This is a genomic window from Bradyrhizobium sp., from assembly GCF_049798375.1.
In the GTDB taxonomy this organism is placed as follows: domain Bacteria; phylum Pseudomonadota; class Alphaproteobacteria; order Rhizobiales; family Xanthobacteraceae; genus Bradyrhizobium.
This window is the reverse complement of record NZ_JBARGP010000508.1, coordinates 1-18,170: the sequence shown is the minus strand read 5'-3', so window position 1 is coordinate 18,170 and position 18,170 is coordinate 1. Positions and strand designations below refer to the sequence as shown.

Here is an 18,170-nt window from a genome sequence, read left to right as displayed (position 1 = left end):
ATGTTCGACCGCTTCGGCCAGCTGCTGCAGCGCCTCGTGCTTGATGCGCTCGGCCATCTGCCGCTGGTCATCCTCGAGCGCCGCCGCGTCGCGGACCTTCTCCTCGGTCTTGTGCTTGAACTGCTCGATCGAGCGCGCCATATCGCCGAGCTCGTCGCTGCGTGCCAGGCCCGGCAGGGTGATGTCGAACTCGCCGGCGCCAAGCTGGTTGAGCGCCTTGCTCATGGCGGCGAGCGCCGATGACATCCGGCTCGCGATCAAGAGCGTGATGGCGCCGAGCACGGCGATGATGACGAGCGCCGAGATCAGCACGCTGCGCTTGCTCTCCCAGAGCTGTGCCTGCAGGTCGTCGACATAGACGCCGGTGCCGATCACCCATCCCCAAGGCGCGAAACCCGTGACATAGGAAAGCTTCGGCTGCGGCGCCTCCTTTCCGGGCTTGGGCCATTGATATTCGACCACGCCGCCGCCTTTTTGCTTCACGATATCGACCATCTCGACGAACAGCAGCTTGCCGGTCGGATCCTTGTTGTCGCCAAGGCTCTGGCCGTTCATCTCGGGCTTCACCGGATGCATGACCATCCGTGGCGTGAGATCGTTGATCCAGAAGTAATCGCCGTTGCCATAGCGCAGCTTGCCGATCCGCTCGGCCGCCTTCTTCTGCGCCAGCTCGGGCAAGACCTTGTCGCGCGCGATCGTTTCATATTCCTCTTTGGCAATGCTGACGGCTGCCTGCGTGAGATGGTTTAGCTCGTTCTCCCGCTGCTCCGTCAGTGCGTGGGCCATATTTTGCGCCTGCATGACAGCAAGCCCGATCAACCCGCAGAAGCTGAGGCCGATGATGGCGTAGATGCGGAGGGCGAGGGAAAGTCGCGGGCGGGCCATGCCAATATCCAGAACGAGGAAGTTGTCGTTTCGGATAGTTCTAGCGGCTCGCGTATTGACACCGTGTTAAGCGCGACGTGACCAGGGAAGATACGATCAATGTTGCTGGTAGCACTGTGCGGCATCGATCGCAATGCTCCGTAGTTCTACAGGCCTGCGGGGGAACAATGGCCGCTGGGCTTGAGCGCATGCAGTCCCGTAGGGCGGATGAGCGTCAGCTTTATCCGATTGACCGGCTCACCCCTGCATCTCGCTGCGCTCGCTCATGCAGACTACAGCGGCTCAGCTCGCCGCTTCCAGCCGCTCTTCCGTCAGCAGTCGCATCGCGGCGTCGGCGTCCATCGGCTCGCCGAAGGCGAAGCCCTGGGCGTATTCGCAGCCGAGCTGGTAGAGCTCGACAGCATCCGAATCCGTCTCGGCGCCTTCCGCGACCACGTCCATGCCGAGATCATGCGCGAGCGCGATGATCGATTTCAGGATCACGGGGCGGGTGCCGCGCGTGGTGGTGCGGACGAAGGACTGATCGATCTTCAAGGTGTCGAACGGGAAGCGCTGCAGGTAGGCGAGCGACGAATGGCCGGTGCCGAAATCGTCGATCGAGAGCCCGACGCCAAGCTCGCGGATGCGGGTCAGCATCTGCGCTGCGTGCTCGGGGTTCTCCATCACAAGCGACTCGGTCAGTTCAAGCTTCAGCGAGCCGCGCGCCACCGACGAGCGCGCCAGCACCGAGCGGATGTCGTGGATCAAATCGTGGCGCAACAGCTGGCGCGAGGAGACGTTGACGCTGGCGAAGATTGGCTCGCGCGAGCGCATTGCGCGCTGCCAGACCGAGAGCTGCCGCGCGGTCTGGTCGAGCACGAAGGTGCCGAGGTCGACGATCAGCCCGATCTCCTCGGCGATGGTGATGAACTCGATCGGCGACATCCGCCCTAGTTTTGGATGGTCCCAGCGCGCCAGCGCCTCGAAGCCGGCGATCGAGCGGTCTTCCAGCCGCACGATCGGTTGATAGAGGATGGTGATCTCCTGCCGCTCGATCGAGCGGCGCAGCTCGCTCTCCAAGGTCAGGCGGTCGTTCTTGCGCGCGCGCATCGCCGGCTTGTAGACGTCGATGCGGTCGCCACCGATCCGCTTGGAGTGATACATCGCAAGCTCGGCATCCTTGATGATGTCCTCCGACAGCTGCGTCTGCGGATCGGAGAGTGCAAGCCCGATCGAGGCGGTGAGGAAGATCTCGCGCTCGTTGAAGGCGATCGGCGCGCGGATGGTCTTGCGGATGGTTTCGGCAAAGGCGGTGATGCGTGCCGGGTCCTGCTCGGACAGCAGGATCAGGCCGAACTGGTCGCCCGCCAGCCGCGCCAAGGTATCCTGCGGCTTCAGGATGCGGGTCAGCCGGCGCGCGAGCGTGAGCAGGATGGAATCGCCGACCGCGATGCCGACGGAATCATTGACCTGCTTGAAGCGGTCGAGATCGATCACCATCAAGGTCGGCCGCAGGTTCGGCATCGACTTGGCGAAATTGGCGACTGCAGCGAGACGGTCGATGAATAGCTTGCGGTTGGGCAGGCCGGTCAGATTGTCATGCACGGAATCGTGGAGCAGGCGCTCCTCCGCATTCTTGAATTCCGTCACGTCGGTGAGCGTGCCGACCACGCGCGAGACTTCGCCGTCGGAGCCGACCACGGGCCGCGCCTTCAATGCGAACCACATGAAGTGGCCATCCGGCGTGCGCAGGCGAAAATCCTGCACCAGCCGGCCGCGGCGCTGGTCGAGCACACTGTCGAGCGCGGCGCGGAAGCGGTCCTGGTCGAGCGGATGCAGCACTTCGAGCCATTTCGCCGCCGGCCCTTCCAGCGCGCCGCGCTTCAGGCCGAGCAGATGCTCGGTCTCGGGGCTGGTGAACACCTTGTCGGCCGAGACGTCCCAGTCCCAAATCAGGTCGCCCGAGCCGGTCAGCGCCAGCGCGCGCCGCTCGACATCGGACACGATGCCGGTGGTGGCGCCGCCGCCGGCGAAGGCGTGCTGCATGACCGTAAAGCCGATCAGCATCACGATCAGCACCAGGCCGCCGAGCATCGCCGGGCCGACGATGTCGTTGGTGACCTCGCCAGACACCGTCATACCGGCGGCAACCACCCAGACCACCAGTAGGAACCAGGTCGGGATCAGCAACACCGCGCGGTCGAAACCGTGCGATGAGAGGTAGACGATCAGGCCGAAGCCCAAGACTGCGATCAGCAGCAGCGACATCCGCGCCACGCCGGAGGCCACCGCGGGATCGAACAGCGCAACCGCGACCAGGGACCCTAAGAAGAACAGCCAGCCCAGCGTGATGTGGGAATAGCGCACATGCCAGCGGCTCAGGTTCAAATAGGCGAACAGGAACACCAGCAGCGTCGCTGCGAGGATCGCCTCGCCGCCGGCGCGCCAGACGCGCTCGGCGTTGTTCGACATGTCCAGCACCTTGCCCCAGAAGCCGAAATCGACGCCGATATAGACCAGCACGGCCCAGGCCAGCGCGGCCGCGGCCGGGAACATGATGCTGCCCTTGACCACGAACAGGATCGTTAGCACGAGGGCCAAGAGCCCGGAGATGCCGATCACGATGCCCTGGTAGAGCGTGAACGAGTTGACCTTGTCTTTGTAGGCCTCGGGCTCCCAGAGATAGAGCTGCGGCAGCTTGTCGGTGCGTAGTTCGGCGACGAAGGTGACGACCGCGCCGGGATCGAGCGTGACGCGGAACACGTCGGCGGTCGGGCTCTCCTGCCGCTCCGGCAGATCGCCGACCGAGGGCGTGACGGTGGCGATGCGGGAGAGGCCGAGGTCGGGCCAGAACACGCCGGAGCCGACCATGCGATAATGCGGAGCGACGATCAGGCGGTCGAGCTGGTCATCGGTGTTGTTGGCAAGTGCAAACACCACCCAGTTCTGGCCGCCCTCGCGGGCGCGCACCTCGATGCGGCGAACGATGCCGTCATTGCTGGGCGCGGTGGAAACCTGGATGCGGTCGCCGTCGCTGTGCTGGTGCTCGAGGATTCCGGTGAGGTCGATGGCGGGCGCATCGCTGCGGACGCTGACCGCGTCGACCGCATGCGCCGGCGCCGCGACAACGAACGGCATGAGGCCCAGCGCAAGCGCCGCGAGGCACCTGATCAGACGCAATGTCAAATCTCCGCGTTCGACGCCAAACACCAGCGAGAAGTCAAACAGAAGGCCGCATCCGAAGGCCCTGCGCCGCTGCGAATAGGATGCCGCGATCATTGCCACGAAAGTGAGGAAAATCAAAGGGTTTCCTGCCACTTTCCGGTGCGTGGCGCGCTAGACCTTCAACACAATTTTGCCAATATGTGCGCTGGTCTCCATGCGCGCATGCGCTTCCGACGCCTTCTCGAGCGGAAAGCTCGAATCCATCAGCGGCTTGATGCGGCCGTCGCGAATCAGCGGCATCACCTTGACCTCGATCGCCGCCACCATTGCGGCCTTGTCGGCATTGCTGCGCGGGCGCAAGGTCGAGCCGGTATGGGTCAGCCGCTTCACCATCAGCTTGGTGAAGTTGAGGCTCGCCTTCGGGCCACCGAGGAAGGCGATCTGGACGATGCGGCCGTCGAGCGCCGCGGCGTCGTAATTCTTCTCGATGTAGCTGCCGCCGACCATGTCGAGGATGACGTCGGCGCCATGGCCGCCGGTTGCCGCCTTGGTCTTCTCGACGAAATCCTCGTTCTTGTAGTTGATGGCGTGATCGGCGCCGAGCTTCAGGCAGGCATCCGCTTTGTCCTGGCTGCCGACCGTGACCAGCACCTTGGCGCCGAACGCCTTGGCGAGCTGGATCGCCATGGTGCCGATCCCGGAGGAGCCGCCATGGATCAGCAGGGTCTCGCCACTCTTGAGGCCGCCGCGCTCGAACACATTGTGCCAGACCGTCATCAGCGTTTCGGCCATCGCGCCGGCTTCCAGCATCGACAAAGCCGGGGGCACCGTCATCGCCTGGGCATCCTGGGCGAGGCAATATTGAGCATAGCCGCCGCCGGCGACCAGCGACATCACCTTGTCGCCCAGTTTGTGCCGCGTTGCGCCCGTGCCAAGCGCGACTACTTCGCCTGCGATCTCGAGACCCGGCAGGTCGCTGGCGCCGGGCGGCGGCGGGTAGGAGCCGGAGCGCTGCGCGACGTCGGGCCGGTTGACGCCGGCCGCCTCGACCTTGATCAGGATCTCGCCCGGACCGGGCGCCGGCACCGGCCTGGTCTCGGGAATCAGCACCTCCGGTCCACCGGGCTTGCTGATACCCACCACGGTCATTTGCGCGGGCAGCTTTTCCATGATTTGTCCTTCCGGGAACGCAGGGGCAAGGCTGGCAAGCTGCTTAGCCAGCCGACTTGCCGCTGGCAACCATGTGGGTGGTGGAGATCATCACGATGGCGAATGAGGACGAGGACCGGCCGCGGAAAGCCACGGCGCATGAGATCGGGCAGGACCTGTCGCTGCTGTCGGTCGAGGAACTGACCGCACGGATCGCGCTGCTGCGCGGCGAGATCGACCGGCTGGAGGCGGCTTCTGCCAAAAAGCGCGCCTCGCGCAGCGCGGCGGACAGTTTCTTCAAGTCTTAAGGCTGAGGGCGCATGCCTCAGGTATCGGTGTCATCGTCCGCCACCCGGTCCGGCCTTTCGCCCGGCCGGATGACAGGCTCCGGCGGACGATCCAGTATTCCAGAGACGGGTGGGTTCAACCGTGAAGCCGCGGCCTACTGGATTCCCCGCCTTCGCGGGGAATGACGGCCGGAAACGAACAGCATCTTCAAGTCGTAAGTCGGGATGGTTAGCAAAATCCCTCGGCCAATGGCCGACATGGCTAACGAAGCCTGAAAAAATCCGGATGTTTACGGTCGATTAAGCTTTCGCCTTTATAACCGGCGTTGTCCTCGTTTGGACACCGAGTGGCTCCTGTCCACTCTGTTTGACGCCTCCCTGTTATCAACTTCAAAAGCCGCCCTTCGTGGGCGGCTCTTTTTTGCGTTCTCGGCAGCGCAATTTTTACGTTCTCCGTGGAAGTCCGGTGTAGCGCCGAGCGTGTGCGCGGTACAAATGACACGCACCGCATCTCTCGGAAACCATATTAGGTCTTGCTGCTGGACTCTCGGAAGCTCCCGCGCAATGATTTGTTCATCATACCGGCGACGTAAGCCGGACACCGTAACAGTCGCGTAAGAGGCGTTAAGCATGTCGGACCGTTTGCTGGGCGATGGCGCTCTTGTCCAGTTCAATGAGCGTCTCACCAATTCCGCCGCATTCGGCACGCTGTTTCGAGAGGGCATGGACCTGGTCGAGGAGACCGCGGCCTATCTCGACGGCATCGGCCGCACCGAGGCCAAGGCGCTCGACCGCGCTATCGGTCTGACCTATGCGACCGAGAGCATGCGCCTGACCACCCGTTTGATGCAACTCGCCTCCTGGCTGCTGCTGCACCGCGCCGTCAAGGAAGGCGAGATGACGCTGACCCAGGCCAACCGCGAGAAGACCAAGGTCAAGCTGTCGGCCGCCGATCCTGGCCCGGTTGACCTGCTCGAGAAGCTGCCGCAGCAGCTCCAGGACCTGATCACGCGTTCGATGAGCCTGCAGACCCGCGTCCGCCGGCTCGACATTACCATGCACGCGCCGCCGCCGGATCAAGCCACCATCGGCAACCCGCTGGTGCCGCAGCTCAATCGCCTCAAGGCGGCGTTCGAAGGCTAAGGCGAATTGAGTGAGCCGGCTCGGCCATCGGCCGAGCCGTTCCAAGCAGGCCTTCCAGTAACGGATCTTCCATTCAGACGCGCCTCAACAAAAAAACGCCCCCGGAGACGGGGGCGTTTTGCATTCATGCGCAGAGCAAGCGGGGCGTATCGATCCGAGGAGGGATCAATCCTTCTTGAGGAAGCCCTGGAACTTCTTCTGGAAGCGGGAGACGCGGCCGCCGCGATCCATGAGCTGCTGGGTGCCGCCGGTCCAGGCCGGGTGCGACTTCGGGTCGATATCGAGGTTGAGCTTGTCACCCTCCTTGCCCCAGGTCGAACGGGTCTGGTATTCGGTGCCGTCGGTCATCACGACGGTAATCGTATGATAATTCGGATGAATTTCGCTCTTCATGGCATATCCAATAGGCGCCGGGCGCCTGTTCCTGTCATCGCTGAATGGGGACAATTGGAGCGCTCTATAATGCAAGGAGCCGCCTAAAACAAGCCGACCCCATTGGTATGTTTCCGGATTTGCCAGCCCCCCGCGCCGGGCCTATGTGGACGGTCAGTGAGAAGCAATCTCAGGTGCCCTTATGAGTGCAGTCGAACGGCTTGAAGCGCGGCAGGATCAGAGCCTGGACGAGGGCAATCCGGTGATCGATGCCGTCGTCGCCGCCGAGGCACTGGCTGGAGACGGCAAGCCTGCGCGCGCTGCGAAGCTGCGGCCGCTGCTGGCGTTATCGCCTTACGTCGCGCGCTATCGCGGGCGGGCGATCCTGGCGCTGATCTCACTGACGGTGGCGGCGATCACGACCCTGGTGGTGCCGATCGCCGTCAGGCGGATGATCGATTTCGGCTTCACGCCGAAAGGCATTGCGATGATCAACAGCTATTTCGGCGTGATGATTGCCGTGGTCGCCGTGCTCGCGCTCGCCAGCGCCTCGCGCTACTATTTGGTCATGACCATCGGCGAGCGCATCGTCGCCGATCTCAGGCGCGATGTGTTCGCGCATCTGCTGTCGCTATCGTCGTCCTTCTTCGATTCCGCCCGCAGCGGCGAGTTGGTGTCGCGGCTCACGGCCGACACCACCCAGATCAAGTCGGCGGCCGGCGCCTCGGTCTCGATCGCGCTCCGCAACCTGCTGCTGTTCTTCGGCGCCACCGCAATGATGGTGTTCACGAGTCCGAAGTTGTCGGGCTTCGTGCTGCTGGCGATTCCGCTGATCGTGCTGCCGCTGGTGGCGTTCGGCCGCTGGGTGCGGCGGCTGTCGCGCAATGCGCAGGACACGCTGGCGGATGCGTCTGCCTATGCAGCCGAGCTGGTCGGTGCCATGCGCACCGTTCAGGCCTATACCAGCGAGCGGCTCGCAGGCGCGCGCTTCGGTGAGGAGGTCGAGCAGGCCTATCAGGCGGCGCGGGTGTCGACGCAGGCACGCGCGGTGCTGACCGCGATCATCATCTTCATCGTCTTCTCCAGTGTGGTCGCGATCCTCTGGATCGGCTCCAACGACGTGCTTGCCGGCACCATCAGCGCCGGCCGGCTCGGCCAGTTCGTGCTCTATGCCGCGTTTGCGGCATCCGGCCTTGGCCAGCTCTCGGAGGTCTGGGGCGAGGTGTCCGCGGCCTCGGGTGCGGCCGAGCGGCTGTTCGAGATCCTGAATGTTCGACCGGAGATCGCGGCACCCGCGAGCCCGCGCGCGCTGCCGCAGCCGGCGCGCGGCGACATCGGCTTCGACCACGTCAGCTTCGCCTATCCGACGCGTCCGGACGTCTCGGCGCTCCATGACATCTCGTTCGCAATCAAGGCCGGCGAGAAGGTCGCGATCGTAGGACCCTCAGGTGCCGGCAAGAGCACGCTGTTTCATCTCCTGTTGCGCTTCTACGATGCAAAGTCCGGCACGATCTCGTTCGATGGCGTGCCGATCAAGACGGCCGATCCCCGCAGCGTGCGTGCCCACATCGCGCTGGTGCCGCAGGATTCGGTGGTGTTCGCGACCAGCGCGCGGGAGAACATCCGCTTCGGCCGGCCCGAGGCATCTGACGCCGAGGTCGAGCGCGCGGCCGATCTGGCGCACGCGACCGAATTCATTCGCCGCATGCCGGACCGATTTGAGGCGCAGCTCGGCGAGCGCGGCGTGACCTTATCGGGCGGCCAGCGCCAGCGCATCGCGATCGCGCGTGCGATCCTGCGCGACGCGCCATTGTTGCTGCTGGACGAGGCTACATCGGCGCTCGATGCCGAAAGCGAGACGTTGGTGCAGACCGCGCTCGAAGGATTGATGCAGAATCGCACCACGCTGGTGATCGCGCATCGCCTCGCCACGGTGCTGTCGTGCGATCGCATCCTGGTGATGGAGCAGGGCCGCATTGTCGAGCAGGGCACGCACGCCTCGCTGGTTGCGGCCAACGGGCTCTACGCGCGGCTGGCGCGGCTGCAGTTCGAGGGCGTGTAGTTGGTGCGACGCATCCCTGATGCTTGACAGCAACAGCGTGGACGTCCGGCAACACCAGCGTTGATCTGCGGCAACATCACTGGCGTTGATGCGCGGCAACATCGCGAATTCTCCTCGACGGCCCTGCAACCTTTCCCGGGATTCATTCGTTCCCTGCGCGAACCTGCGGCGTGGCACTGTAGGCCGCGACGCATAGCCAGGATGAACGACCATGCCCTATCGTCGCGGAAGTTTTGCCCTCACGCCGCCGTCAGTGATGATCTTCGTGATTGCGCTGGTGCTCGCATTGTTCGCGATGCTCGCGCATTATACGCACGCCACGGTACCGCTACTGGCTTCGTCGCACACCTTCGATGCGCTCGCGATCGCTTTTGTCGTGCTGACGATCGGCGTGCTGTTTCGCGGCATTTAGTTCGGTGCAGCGTAGTTCGGAGCCGCGTAGTTCGGTGCCGGCGTGGATCGTTGTCGCCTCGACACACTCGCCGTCGTCCCGGCGAAAGCCGAGACCCATAACCACCGTTGCCACTAATTGAAGCGAGCTGGAGCTCCAATTTTCGCAAAACAGGCTTCTGGGGTTATGGATCCCGGATCGCCCTCGCTGCGCTCGGTTGTCCGGGACGACAGCGGTGGGTATGCGACGCAATCGCCTTCTCGTTCTTCGAGGACGGGTCGCTACGGCACCCACGCCATTTTCAGCACCGGCCGGCCGGAGGTCGGATTGACGTCCTCGCCGGCGTGCTTGAAGCCGTTGCGCAGATAGAAGCGGATGGCGCGATTGTTATCCTTGTTGACCAGCAGCGTGATGCCAGCGGGCGAGCGCCGCTTGGCTGCGTCGACCAGTTGCGTCGCGAGCTGTGAGCCCCAATGCGTGCTGTCGACCACGAGCTGGTCGAGATAGCCCGCTGCATCGATGGTGACGAAGCCCGCAACCACGCCGTCCTGTTCGGCGACGATGATATCGGCGCTTGGTACTAGCTCGTCGCGCCAGCGCGAACGCCACCAGTCGACACGCGCGGCGAAATCGATCGACGGATAGGCCTCTTGCCAGGTGCGCTGCCACAGCGCGATCGCGGCGTCCTCGTCGGGCGGGTGGTAGTCGCGCAGTGTGAAGCCAGCCGTCACGCTCTCTCCGTCATGGCCGGGCTTGTCCCGGCCATCCACGACCTGTTGGCCGCGCTGATCGGCGTGGATGCCCGGCACAAGGCCGGGCATGACGATGGCGAGAGTTGCGCTATCGTCGTCACCGTTCCGTCAGCTTCAGCTCGATGCGGCGGTTGCGCTTGTAGGCCTCTTCCGTATTGCCGGGGTCGAGTGGCTGGAATTCGGCAAAGCCGGCTGCGACCAGACGCTGCGGCGGCACGCCGAGCGTGATCAGATATTGTACCACCGAGATCGCGCGCGCTGAGGACAATTCCCAGTTCGACTTGAACACCGGGCTGTTGATCGGACGCACGTCGGTGTGGCCGTCGACACGCAGCACCCAGGCGATCTCGGCCGGGATCTGCTTGTCGAGATCGATCAGAGCCTGCGCCACCGTGTTCAGTTCATTCTGGCCTTCAGGCAGCAGGGTCGCCTGTCCGGTGTCGAAGAACACTTCCGACTGGAACACGAAGCGGTCGCCGACCACGCGGATATCAGGCCGGTTGCCGAGAATGGCGCGCAGACGGCCGAAGAATTCGGAGCGGTAGCGCGACAATTCCTGCACCCGCTGCGCCAGCGCGACGTTGAGGCGCGAACCGAGATCGGCAATGCGATTTTGCGATTCCTTGTCGCGCTTCTCGGAGGCATCGAGCGCATCCTCCAGCGCCGCGAGCTGGCGGCGCAGCGCGCTGATCTGCTGGTTGAGGACCTCGATCTGCGCCAGCGCGCGCGCCGAGACGCCCTTCTCGGAATCCAGCGCCTTGTTGAGCTCGTTGGTGCGGCCGGCGGCGTCGTTGCCGGCATTGGCGAGGCCTTCGTAGAGGCCTTTGACGCGGTCACGCTCTGATTCGGCCGAGGCGAGGCCGGCACGGAGCTGGCCGAGCTGGTCGTCGAGCGAGAGCTTGCTGAGCTTCTCCAGGGACAGCATCTCGTTGAGCTGGGCGATCTTGGCGTTGAGCTGCTCCAGCGCCTTGTCCTTGCCGGTCACCTCCTGCGACAGGAAGAACTGCACCACCAGGAACACGGTGAGCAGAAATATGACCGAAAGCACCAGCGTCGACAGCGCGTCGACGAAGCCCGGCCAGTAGTTCATGCCGGGGTCACTGCGGCGGGCACGGGCAAGGGCCATTTCAAACTCCTCGAAATATCAGCCAGCGAATGATGCTTGATGGTACCGAAGCGTCATCCGCGAACTCTGGACCCTCTCCCCTTGGGGGAGAGGATGGATCAAGCTCGCGAAGCGAGATTGAGCCGGGTGAGGGGTCTCTCTCGACCAGCCGTGCATGTGGAGAGAGACCCCTCACCCGCCTCGCTGCGCAAGGCACCCTCTCCCACGAGGGGAGAGGGTAAGACCTTCCGTGCCGAACCGTCACCAAGGGATCGTCCGGCGCCCTAACTCTTCTCCGTCTGCCGTGCCAGTCGCTCCAGCAGCCGCTTGATCTCGCGGCTCTGCTCGCCCTGGCCGTCGGCCCATTCGCGGATCATCTGCTGCTCGGTGCGCATATGGCCGACCAGGCCCTGGATCGCTTCGGCAAGATTGGCCATCGCCGCGGTCGCGCCGCGGTTCGAGCCTTCCTCGACTGCGCTGCGCAGCCGCTCGATCGCGACCGCAAGCTCGCCACCGCCGCCGGTGCCGACGCCGTCGCCACCATATTCGCGCACCGTGGTGGCGAGCCAGTCTTCCAGGTCAGTGTAGAAGCGGTTCTGCGCCTGGCTCGACTGCAGGTCGAGGAAGCCGAGGATCAAGGAGCCGGCGAGACCGAACAGCGAGGACGAGAACGAGATGCCCATGCCGCCAAGCGGGGCGGCCAGACCCCCCTTCAGCGTGTCGAACAATGCGCCGGCATCACCGCCGACCTTCAGCCCCTCGATCACCTTGCCGACCGAGCCGACCGTCTCGATCAGACCCCAGAAGGTGCCGAGCAGGCCGAGAAAGACCAGCAGCCCGGTCATGTAGCGCGAGATGTCGCGCGCTTCGTCGAGGCGCGTGGCGATGGAGTCGAGCAGGTGCCGCATGGTCTGCTGCGAGATCGACATCCGCCCGGTGCGCTCGCCGCCGAGGATGGCGGCCATCGGCGCCAGTAGTTTCGGATGCCGCGCGACCGCAAGGCCGGGATCGGCGATGCGGAAATTGTTGACCCAGGAGACCTCGGGATAGAGCCGGATCACCTGCCGGAACGACAGGATGGTGCCGATGAACATCACCGCGCCGATCAACGCGTTCAGGCCCGGATTGGCGAAGAAGGCCTGGGTGATCTGCTTGTAGAGCACGACCCCGACCAGCCCGCACAGCACCAGGAACACCAGCATCCGGATCAGGAAGATCCGGGGCGAGGACAGCTTGCTCAATTCCACGTCCATCGCGGCGCGGTGGGAGGGAGGCTGGGGCATCGGGGCTGACATCCGTTACGGGAGAACCGTCTTAAGCCTCACTATGGCACAGCGGTGGCGGGAAAAAAGCCGCAAGCCGCTAATTTCGGGGGGCATAAAACGGAACCATATGGTGAAGCCAGTCTTGGCTGTAGAGCGTAGCTCGTGCAATCGCTCCTTGTTGAGTGGAAATACCAGAGGATTTGTATGACGTTTGCCTCGTCCTCGGCCGCCCCGGCGATCGGTGCAGCCGTGCGACCACCCTGGCGCTGCTACGCGCCGGCGCCTTCCCTCCACCGCCGTCACGTCGCGCGGGCCTTGTCATGAGCTTGACCTCGACCGTCATCGGCGCCGCCGAGCGCGTTCCTCTGCCCGACGTCGTGATCCGTGCCCTGATCCGCGAGCTCTGTGCGCGGACGGCTGCCCGGTTTGCCGTCGCCGGCGCCGCAAACGACCCGGCATTCGCAGAGATGCTGGCGTCGCGGCCGATGGCCGAGCCTGCCGATGCCGGCAGCCGGCATACCGAGCTGCCGGCGGCGTTCTTCGCCCAGGTGCTCGGACCGAACCGGAAATATTCCTGCTGCTTCTACAAGGAGCCGGTCTCGACCTTGCAGGAGGCAGAGGAGGAGGCATTGCGACAGACCGTCGCCAATGCCGATCTGCAGGACGGCCAGTCGATCCTCGAGCTCGGCTGCGGCTGGGGCTCGCTGTGCCTGTGGATGGCGCGGCAGTTTCCCCATGCGCAGGTGACGGCAGTTTCTAACTCGCAATTGCAGCGCCGTTACATCGAGGACGAGGCCATCGCCCGCGGGCTGACTAATCTGTCGGTCGTCACCTCGGACATGAACCTGTTCGCACCGAGGGCGCGCTTCGACCGCATCGTCTCGGTGCAGATGTTCGAGCATGTCATGAACTGGCGCGCGCTGCTGACGCAGGTCCGCGCGTGGCTCGCTCCCGAGGGGCGCTTCTTCATGCATGTCTTCGCGCACCGCACCGGCGCCTATCTGCTCGATCGCTTCGACCGCGCCGACTGGATCGCACAGCATTTCTTCAACGGTCGCGTGATGCCGAGCCACGGCCTGATCCGCCAATATGGCGACCTGCTCACGGTCGAAAAGGAGTGGCGCTGGAGCGGCACGCATTATCAGCGCACCGCGCTGGACTGGCTCGGGAACTTCGATGCCCACCGTGAGCGGGTCGAGGCGATCCTGCTGCCGATCTACGGCGGCGAAACGCATCTGTGGATGCGGCGCTGGCGCTGGTTCTTCCTCGCCACCGCGGGCCTGTCCGGCTTCGACGGCGGCAACGAATGGGGCGTCAGCCATTACCGGATGATGGCTGTGTAGTTGCGCATCTGGAGCATGATCCGGAAAAGTAAAAACCGGTTTCCCACGCGACAAACGCAAGGCGTTTGCGCGGAGATCATGCTCGAACAAAGAAGTTAGATCATGATGCGATTCTGTGTAATCGCATGATCTAATAAGCTGCGACCAAATAACCTGCGCGCTCATGTCGCAGGTGTGTCTCAGGCGATTCGCGCTTAGCGGCCGAAGGCGGCAAATCGTGCCGGGTCATAGGCTGCTCACAATCCGGTGAGTCCTGAAAAATGAAAGTCGGCTCAACCGCATAGCCTTCTGTGACATCAAGCCGCCGCGCTTCGCGTTGCGTTGCAGCAGGGCCTTTCTATGTTGGCCGCATCGGCAACCTCTCAGCACGGTTGCGCTGTCCACGCCAACGCTCAACACCACCACGGGGGCTTTCATTTCCATGTCTCGTTTTCGCGCGCCGTCGCTCCGCCTTGCCTTGATGCTCGCGGGCCTCGCGCCGCTTCTCGCCGGCTGCGATGATGCCAAGACCGCCACGGCCTCGACCGACCCCATTAGCATTCCCGATGTCGGCATCGTCACGGTCGAGCAGCAGGCCCGCGCGCTCGTCCGCGAGCTGCCGGGCCGGATCGCACCGACCCGTGTCGCCGACGTGCGGCCGCGCGTCTCCGGCATCGTGGTGAAGCGGCTGTTCCGGCAGGGCAGCGAGGTCAAGGCTGGTGATCCGCTCTATCAGATCGATCCCAAACCCTTCGAGGTCGAGGTGCTCTCCAGCAGGGCGGCGTTGGCGAAAGCCGAAGCCGTGCATGAGCGCGCCGCCCAGCAGGCGCGCCGCACCAGCCTGCTGTTCGGCCAAAAGGCGACATCGGAGGTCGAGAACGAGAAGGCGATTGCGGCCGAGCGTGAAGCGGCGGCCGACGTCGAAGCGCGCAAGGCCGATCTCGCCCGCGCCAACCTCAATCTCGACTACGCCACCGTGCGCGCGCCGATCGACGGCATTGTCGGCGCCGCGCAGGTGACCGAGGGCGCGCTGGCGGTGCAGAACGACACTTCCCTCGTGACCGTCCAGCAGCTCGATCCGGTCTATGCCGACTTCACCCAGTCGGTGACGGAGCTCACCAGGCTGCGCCGCGCCTTCGAATCCGGCGACCTCGAGCGCATTGCACCCGACGCGATCAAGGTGCATCTCGTGCTCGATGACGGCACGCTCTATCCGCTTGCGGGCAAGCTGTTGTTTTCCGAAGCCAAGGTCGATGCCAATACCGGCCAGGTCACCCTGCGGGGCGAGTTCACCAATCCCAAGCACGAACTGTTGCCCGGCATGTATGTGCGTGTCCGCCTCGAGCAGGGCATCGACAGCGATTCGGTCGCGGTGCCGCAGCAGGCTGTTCAGCGCACCGTTGCCGGCGGCAGTGAGGTCTATGTGGTGCGCAACGACAGTCGCGCCGTCGCACAGCCGATCCGCACCGGACCGGTGCAGGACGGGCTGACCTTGGTCTCCGAGGGCCTGAAGGCCGGCGACAAAGTCGTGGTCGACGGCTTCCAGAAATTCGCTGCCGGCGACAAGGTCGCGCCGCAGGTCTGGCAGGAAATCAGCGCGGCTGAGAACCTCTCCGCGCAATCGGCGACGCGGTAAAGGATCATGCCGAGCTTCTTCATCGACAGGCCGATCTTCGCCTGGGTGGTCGCGCTGTTCATCTGCCTGATCGGCGCGATCGCGATTCCGCTGTTGCCGATCGCGCAATATCCGATCATCGCGCCGCCCTCGATCTCGATCTCGACCAGCTATCCCGGTGCGTCGCCGGAGAACCTCTACAATAGCGTCACGCGGCTGATCGAGGAGGAGCTCAATGGCGCTTCCGGCATCCTCAATTTCGAATCGACGTCGGACTCGCTGGGCCAGGTCGAGATCACGGCCAATTTCGTGCCGGGCACATCGACCAACGATGCCTCGGTCGAGGTGCAGAACCGTCTCAAGCGCGTCGAGGCGCGGCTGCCGCGTGCGGTGATCCAGCAGGGCATCCTGGTCGAGGAAGCCTCCAGCGCGGTGCTGCAGATCATCACCCTGCGCTCGACCGACGGCAGCCTCGATGAGGTCGGCCTCGGCGACTTCATGATTCGCAACGTCTTAGGGGAGATCCGCCGCATTCCCGGCGTCGGCCGCGCCACGCTGTATTCGACCGAGCGGTCGCTGCGGGTCTGGCTCGATCCCGACAAGCTGATGGGCTATGGGCTCACGGCCGACGACGTCACCAAGGCGATCGGCGCGCAGAACGCGCAGGTCGCATCGGGCAGCATTGGGGCCGAGCCCGCAACGTCAGGTCAGCGTACCTCGGCGCTGGTGCTGGTGAAAGGCCAGCTCGATTCTCCGGACGAGTTCGGGTCGATCATCCTGCGCGCCAATGCCGACGGCTCGACTGTGCGGCTGCGCGATGTCGCCCGCATCGAGATCGGTGGCTTGAGCTATCAGTTCAACACCCGCCTCAACGGCAAGCCGGTGGCCGGCCTTTCGGTGCTGCTATCGCCGACCGGCAATGCGCTGGCGACCGCCAGCGCCGTCGAAGCCAAGATGAAGGAGTTGTCGCGCTTCTTTCCGGCCAACATCGCCTATGACATTCCCTACAACATCACGCCGGTGGTCGAAGCCTCGATCGAAAAGGTGATCCACACCCTGATCGAGGCCGTGGTGCTGGTGTTCGTGGTGATGTTCCTGTTCCTGCAGAACATTCGCTACACCATTATCCCGACCATCGTGGTACCGGTGGCGCTGCTCGGGACCAGCGCCACGCTGCTGCTTGCCGGCTACTCCATCAACATGTTGACCATGTTCGGCATGGTGCTCGCGGTCGGCATCCTCGTCGACGATGCCATCGTCGTGGTCGAGAATGTCGAGCGCATCATGGCCGAGGAAGGCCTGCCGCCCAAGGAAGCGACCCGCAAGGCGATGTCGCAGATCACGAGCGCGATCATCGGCATCACCTTGGTGCTGATGGCGGTGTTCGTGCCGATGGCGTTCTTTCCGGGCTCGGTCGGCATCATCTACCGGCAGTTCTCGGTCACCATGGTGGCGGCGATCGGCTTCTCGGCACTGCTGGCACTGTCGCTGACACCGGCGCTGTGCGCAACTCTGCTGAAGCCGGTCGCGGCCGGGCACGCCCATGCCAGGCGTGGCCTGTTCGGCCTGTTCAACCGCACCATCGACTTCAGCCGCAACCGCTACACGCGGATCGTGCAGGGCGCGCTGAAGCGCACCGGGCGGCTGATGGTGATCTATGCGGTCCTGCTCGGCGGGCTGACGTTTGCTTTCATCCGCATGCCCGGCGGCTTCCTGCCGGTCGACGACCAGGGCTTCATCACGACCGACGTGCAGACGCCGCCGGATGCCTCCTATGCCCGCACCCAGGCCGCGATCCAGCGCGTCGAAAAATATCTTTCCGATCGCGCCGGCGTCGACAACGTCACCTTCCTCACGGGCTTTTCCTATGCAGGACAGGGCATCAACACCGCGCAGGCCTTTATCTCGCTGGAGGACTGGTCGGAGCGCGCGCCAAAGGACAGCGCCGCGGCGCTGGTCGCCGACATCAACCGTGACCTCAGTTCGATCCGCGACGCCAAGATCACCGCGTTGCAGCCGCCGCCGATCGACAATCTCGGTAATTCCTCGGGCTTCTCGTTCCGCCTGCAGGACCGCGCACAGAAGGGCTTTGTGGCGCTGTCGGCGGCGGCGGATCAGTTGATCGCGGCGGCCAATGCGAGCCCGGTGCTGCAGAAAGTCTATATCGAGGGCCTGCCGCCGGGACCGCAGGTCAATCTGACGATCGATCGCGAGAAGGCCGGCGCCTTCGGTGTCACCTTCGAGGACATCAACAACACCATCTCGACCAATCTCGGCTCGACTTACGTCAACGATTTCCCGAACCGCGGCCGCATGCAGCGCGTCGTGGTACAGGCCGATCGCATCAGCCGCATGAATGCCGACGACATCCTGAACTACAGCGTCAAGAACAGCGCCGGCAAGCTGGTGCCGTTCTCGTCCTTTGCCACGGTGGAGTGGGCCAAGGGGCCGACCCAGATCGCCGGCTTCAATTACTATCCGGCGGTGCGCATCTCCGGTGAGGCCCGCGCCGGCTACACCTCGGGCGATGCGATCGCCGAGATGGAGCGGCTGGCCGGCAAGCTGCCGCGCGGCTTCGGCTATGAGTGGGCGGGACAGTCGCTGCAGGAGAAGCTGTCGGGCTCACAGGCGCCGTTTCTCCTGGCGTTGTCGGCCTTCGTCGTGTTCCTGTGTCTGGC

General features: G+C 64.3%; 14 protein-coding genes. 7 read left to right on the top strand and 7 right to left on the bottom strand.

All coding sequences use genetic code 11. From position 1 onward, the window contains the following. The 3 genes from WA702_RS20775 to WA702_RS20765 all read right to left on the bottom strand — a co-directional run. Positions 1–885: cache domain-containing protein (locus tag WA702_RS20775; RefSeq protein WP_425112426.1), on the bottom strand; the 885-nt coding region annotated here is incomplete at its 3' end. Between the two features lie 282 nt (positions 886–1,167). Beyond that, positions 1,168–4,044, bottom strand: coding sequence for an EAL domain-containing protein (locus WA702_RS20770; protein ID WP_425112425.1), 2,877 nt, complete (start codon positions 4,042–4,044; stop codon positions 1,168–1,170). A 156-nt stretch (positions 4,045–4,200) separates the two neighbouring features. Further along, positions 4,201–5,199 carry an NAD(P)H-quinone oxidoreductase gene (locus tag WA702_RS20765; RefSeq protein ID WP_425112424.1) on the bottom strand — a complete coding sequence of 333 codons (999 nt, stop codon included), beginning with the start codon at positions 5,197–5,199 and terminating at the stop codon, positions 4,201–4,203. 95 nt (positions 5,200–5,294) lie between these two features. Here WA702_RS20765 and WA702_RS20760 point away from each other — a divergent pair, with 95 nt between their 5' ends. Beyond that, entirely contained in the window at positions 5,295–5,486 is a 192-nt protein-coding gene (locus tag WA702_RS20760; protein WP_425112423.1) for a DUF1192 domain-containing protein, read from the top strand. A gap of 609 nt (positions 5,487–6,095) precedes the next feature. Further along, positions 6,096–6,608 carry a DUF1465 family protein gene (locus WA702_RS20755; protein ID WP_425112422.1) on the top strand — a complete coding sequence of 171 codons (513 nt, stop codon included), beginning with the start codon at positions 6,096–6,098 and terminating at the stop codon, positions 6,606–6,608. 165 nt (positions 6,609–6,773) lie between these two features. On the opposite strand, the gene rpmE is transcribed toward WA702_RS20755, so the two are convergent. Further along, a complete protein-coding gene (gene rpmE / locus WA702_RS20750) occupies positions 6,774–7,001 on the bottom strand; it encodes a 50S ribosomal protein L31 (RefSeq protein ID WP_425112421.1) in 228 nt (75 codons plus the stop codon). A gap of 181 nt (positions 7,002–7,182) precedes the next feature. Here rpmE and WA702_RS20745 point away from each other — a divergent pair, with 181 nt between their 5' ends. Beyond that, positions 7,183–9,042: an ABC transporter transmembrane domain-containing protein gene (locus WA702_RS20745; protein ID WP_425112419.1), complete on the top strand. Its 1,860-nt coding sequence runs from the start codon at positions 7,183–7,185 to the stop codon at positions 9,040–9,042. 211 nt (positions 9,043–9,253) lie between these two features. Continuing rightward, on the top strand, positions 9,254–9,454 hold the full coding sequence (locus WA702_RS20740; protein WP_425112418.1) for a hypothetical protein: 201 nt from the start codon (positions 9,254–9,256) through the stop codon (positions 9,452–9,454). A gap of 260 nt (positions 9,455–9,714) precedes the next feature. Here WA702_RS20740 and WA702_RS20735 read toward each other — a convergent pair whose 3' ends face one another. From WA702_RS20735 to WA702_RS20725, 3 genes are all read right to left on the bottom strand, one after another. Continuing rightward, positions 9,715–10,164, bottom strand: a complete 450-nt coding sequence (locus WA702_RS20735) for a GNAT family N-acetyltransferase (RefSeq protein WP_425112427.1) — start codon at positions 10,162–10,164, stop codon at positions 9,715–9,717. A gap of 118 nt (positions 10,165–10,282) precedes the next feature. Next, complete coding sequence (locus WA702_RS20730) at positions 10,283–11,311, bottom strand: peptidoglycan -binding protein (RefSeq protein ID WP_425112416.1); 1,029 nt, start codon at positions 11,309–11,311, stop codon at positions 10,283–10,285. A 263-nt stretch (positions 11,312–11,574) separates the two neighbouring features. Beyond that, positions 11,575–12,573: a flagellar motor protein MotA gene (locus WA702_RS20725; protein ID WP_425112415.1), complete on the bottom strand. Its 999-nt coding sequence runs from the start codon at positions 12,571–12,573 to the stop codon at positions 11,575–11,577. A gap of 302 nt (positions 12,574–12,875) precedes the next feature. Between WA702_RS20725 and WA702_RS20720 the strand changes: the two genes are divergently transcribed. The 3 genes from WA702_RS20720 to WA702_RS20710 form a co-directional block, all read left to right on the top strand. Beyond that, positions 12,876–13,898 (top strand): SAM-dependent methyltransferase, encoded by a 1,023-nt coding sequence (locus WA702_RS20720; protein WP_425112414.1) that lies wholly within the window; start codon positions 12,876–12,878, stop codon positions 13,896–13,898. A gap of 421 nt (positions 13,899–14,319) precedes the next feature. Next, a complete protein-coding gene (locus tag WA702_RS20715; RefSeq protein ID WP_425112413.1) occupies positions 14,320–15,513 on the top strand; it encodes an efflux RND transporter periplasmic adaptor subunit in 1,194 nt (397 codons plus the stop codon). A 6-nt stretch (positions 15,514–15,519) separates the two neighbouring features. Next, positions 15,520–18,170, top strand: a 2,651-nt coding sequence (locus tag WA702_RS20710) for an efflux RND transporter permease subunit (RefSeq protein ID WP_425112412.1), incomplete at its 3' end; no start/stop codon positions are given.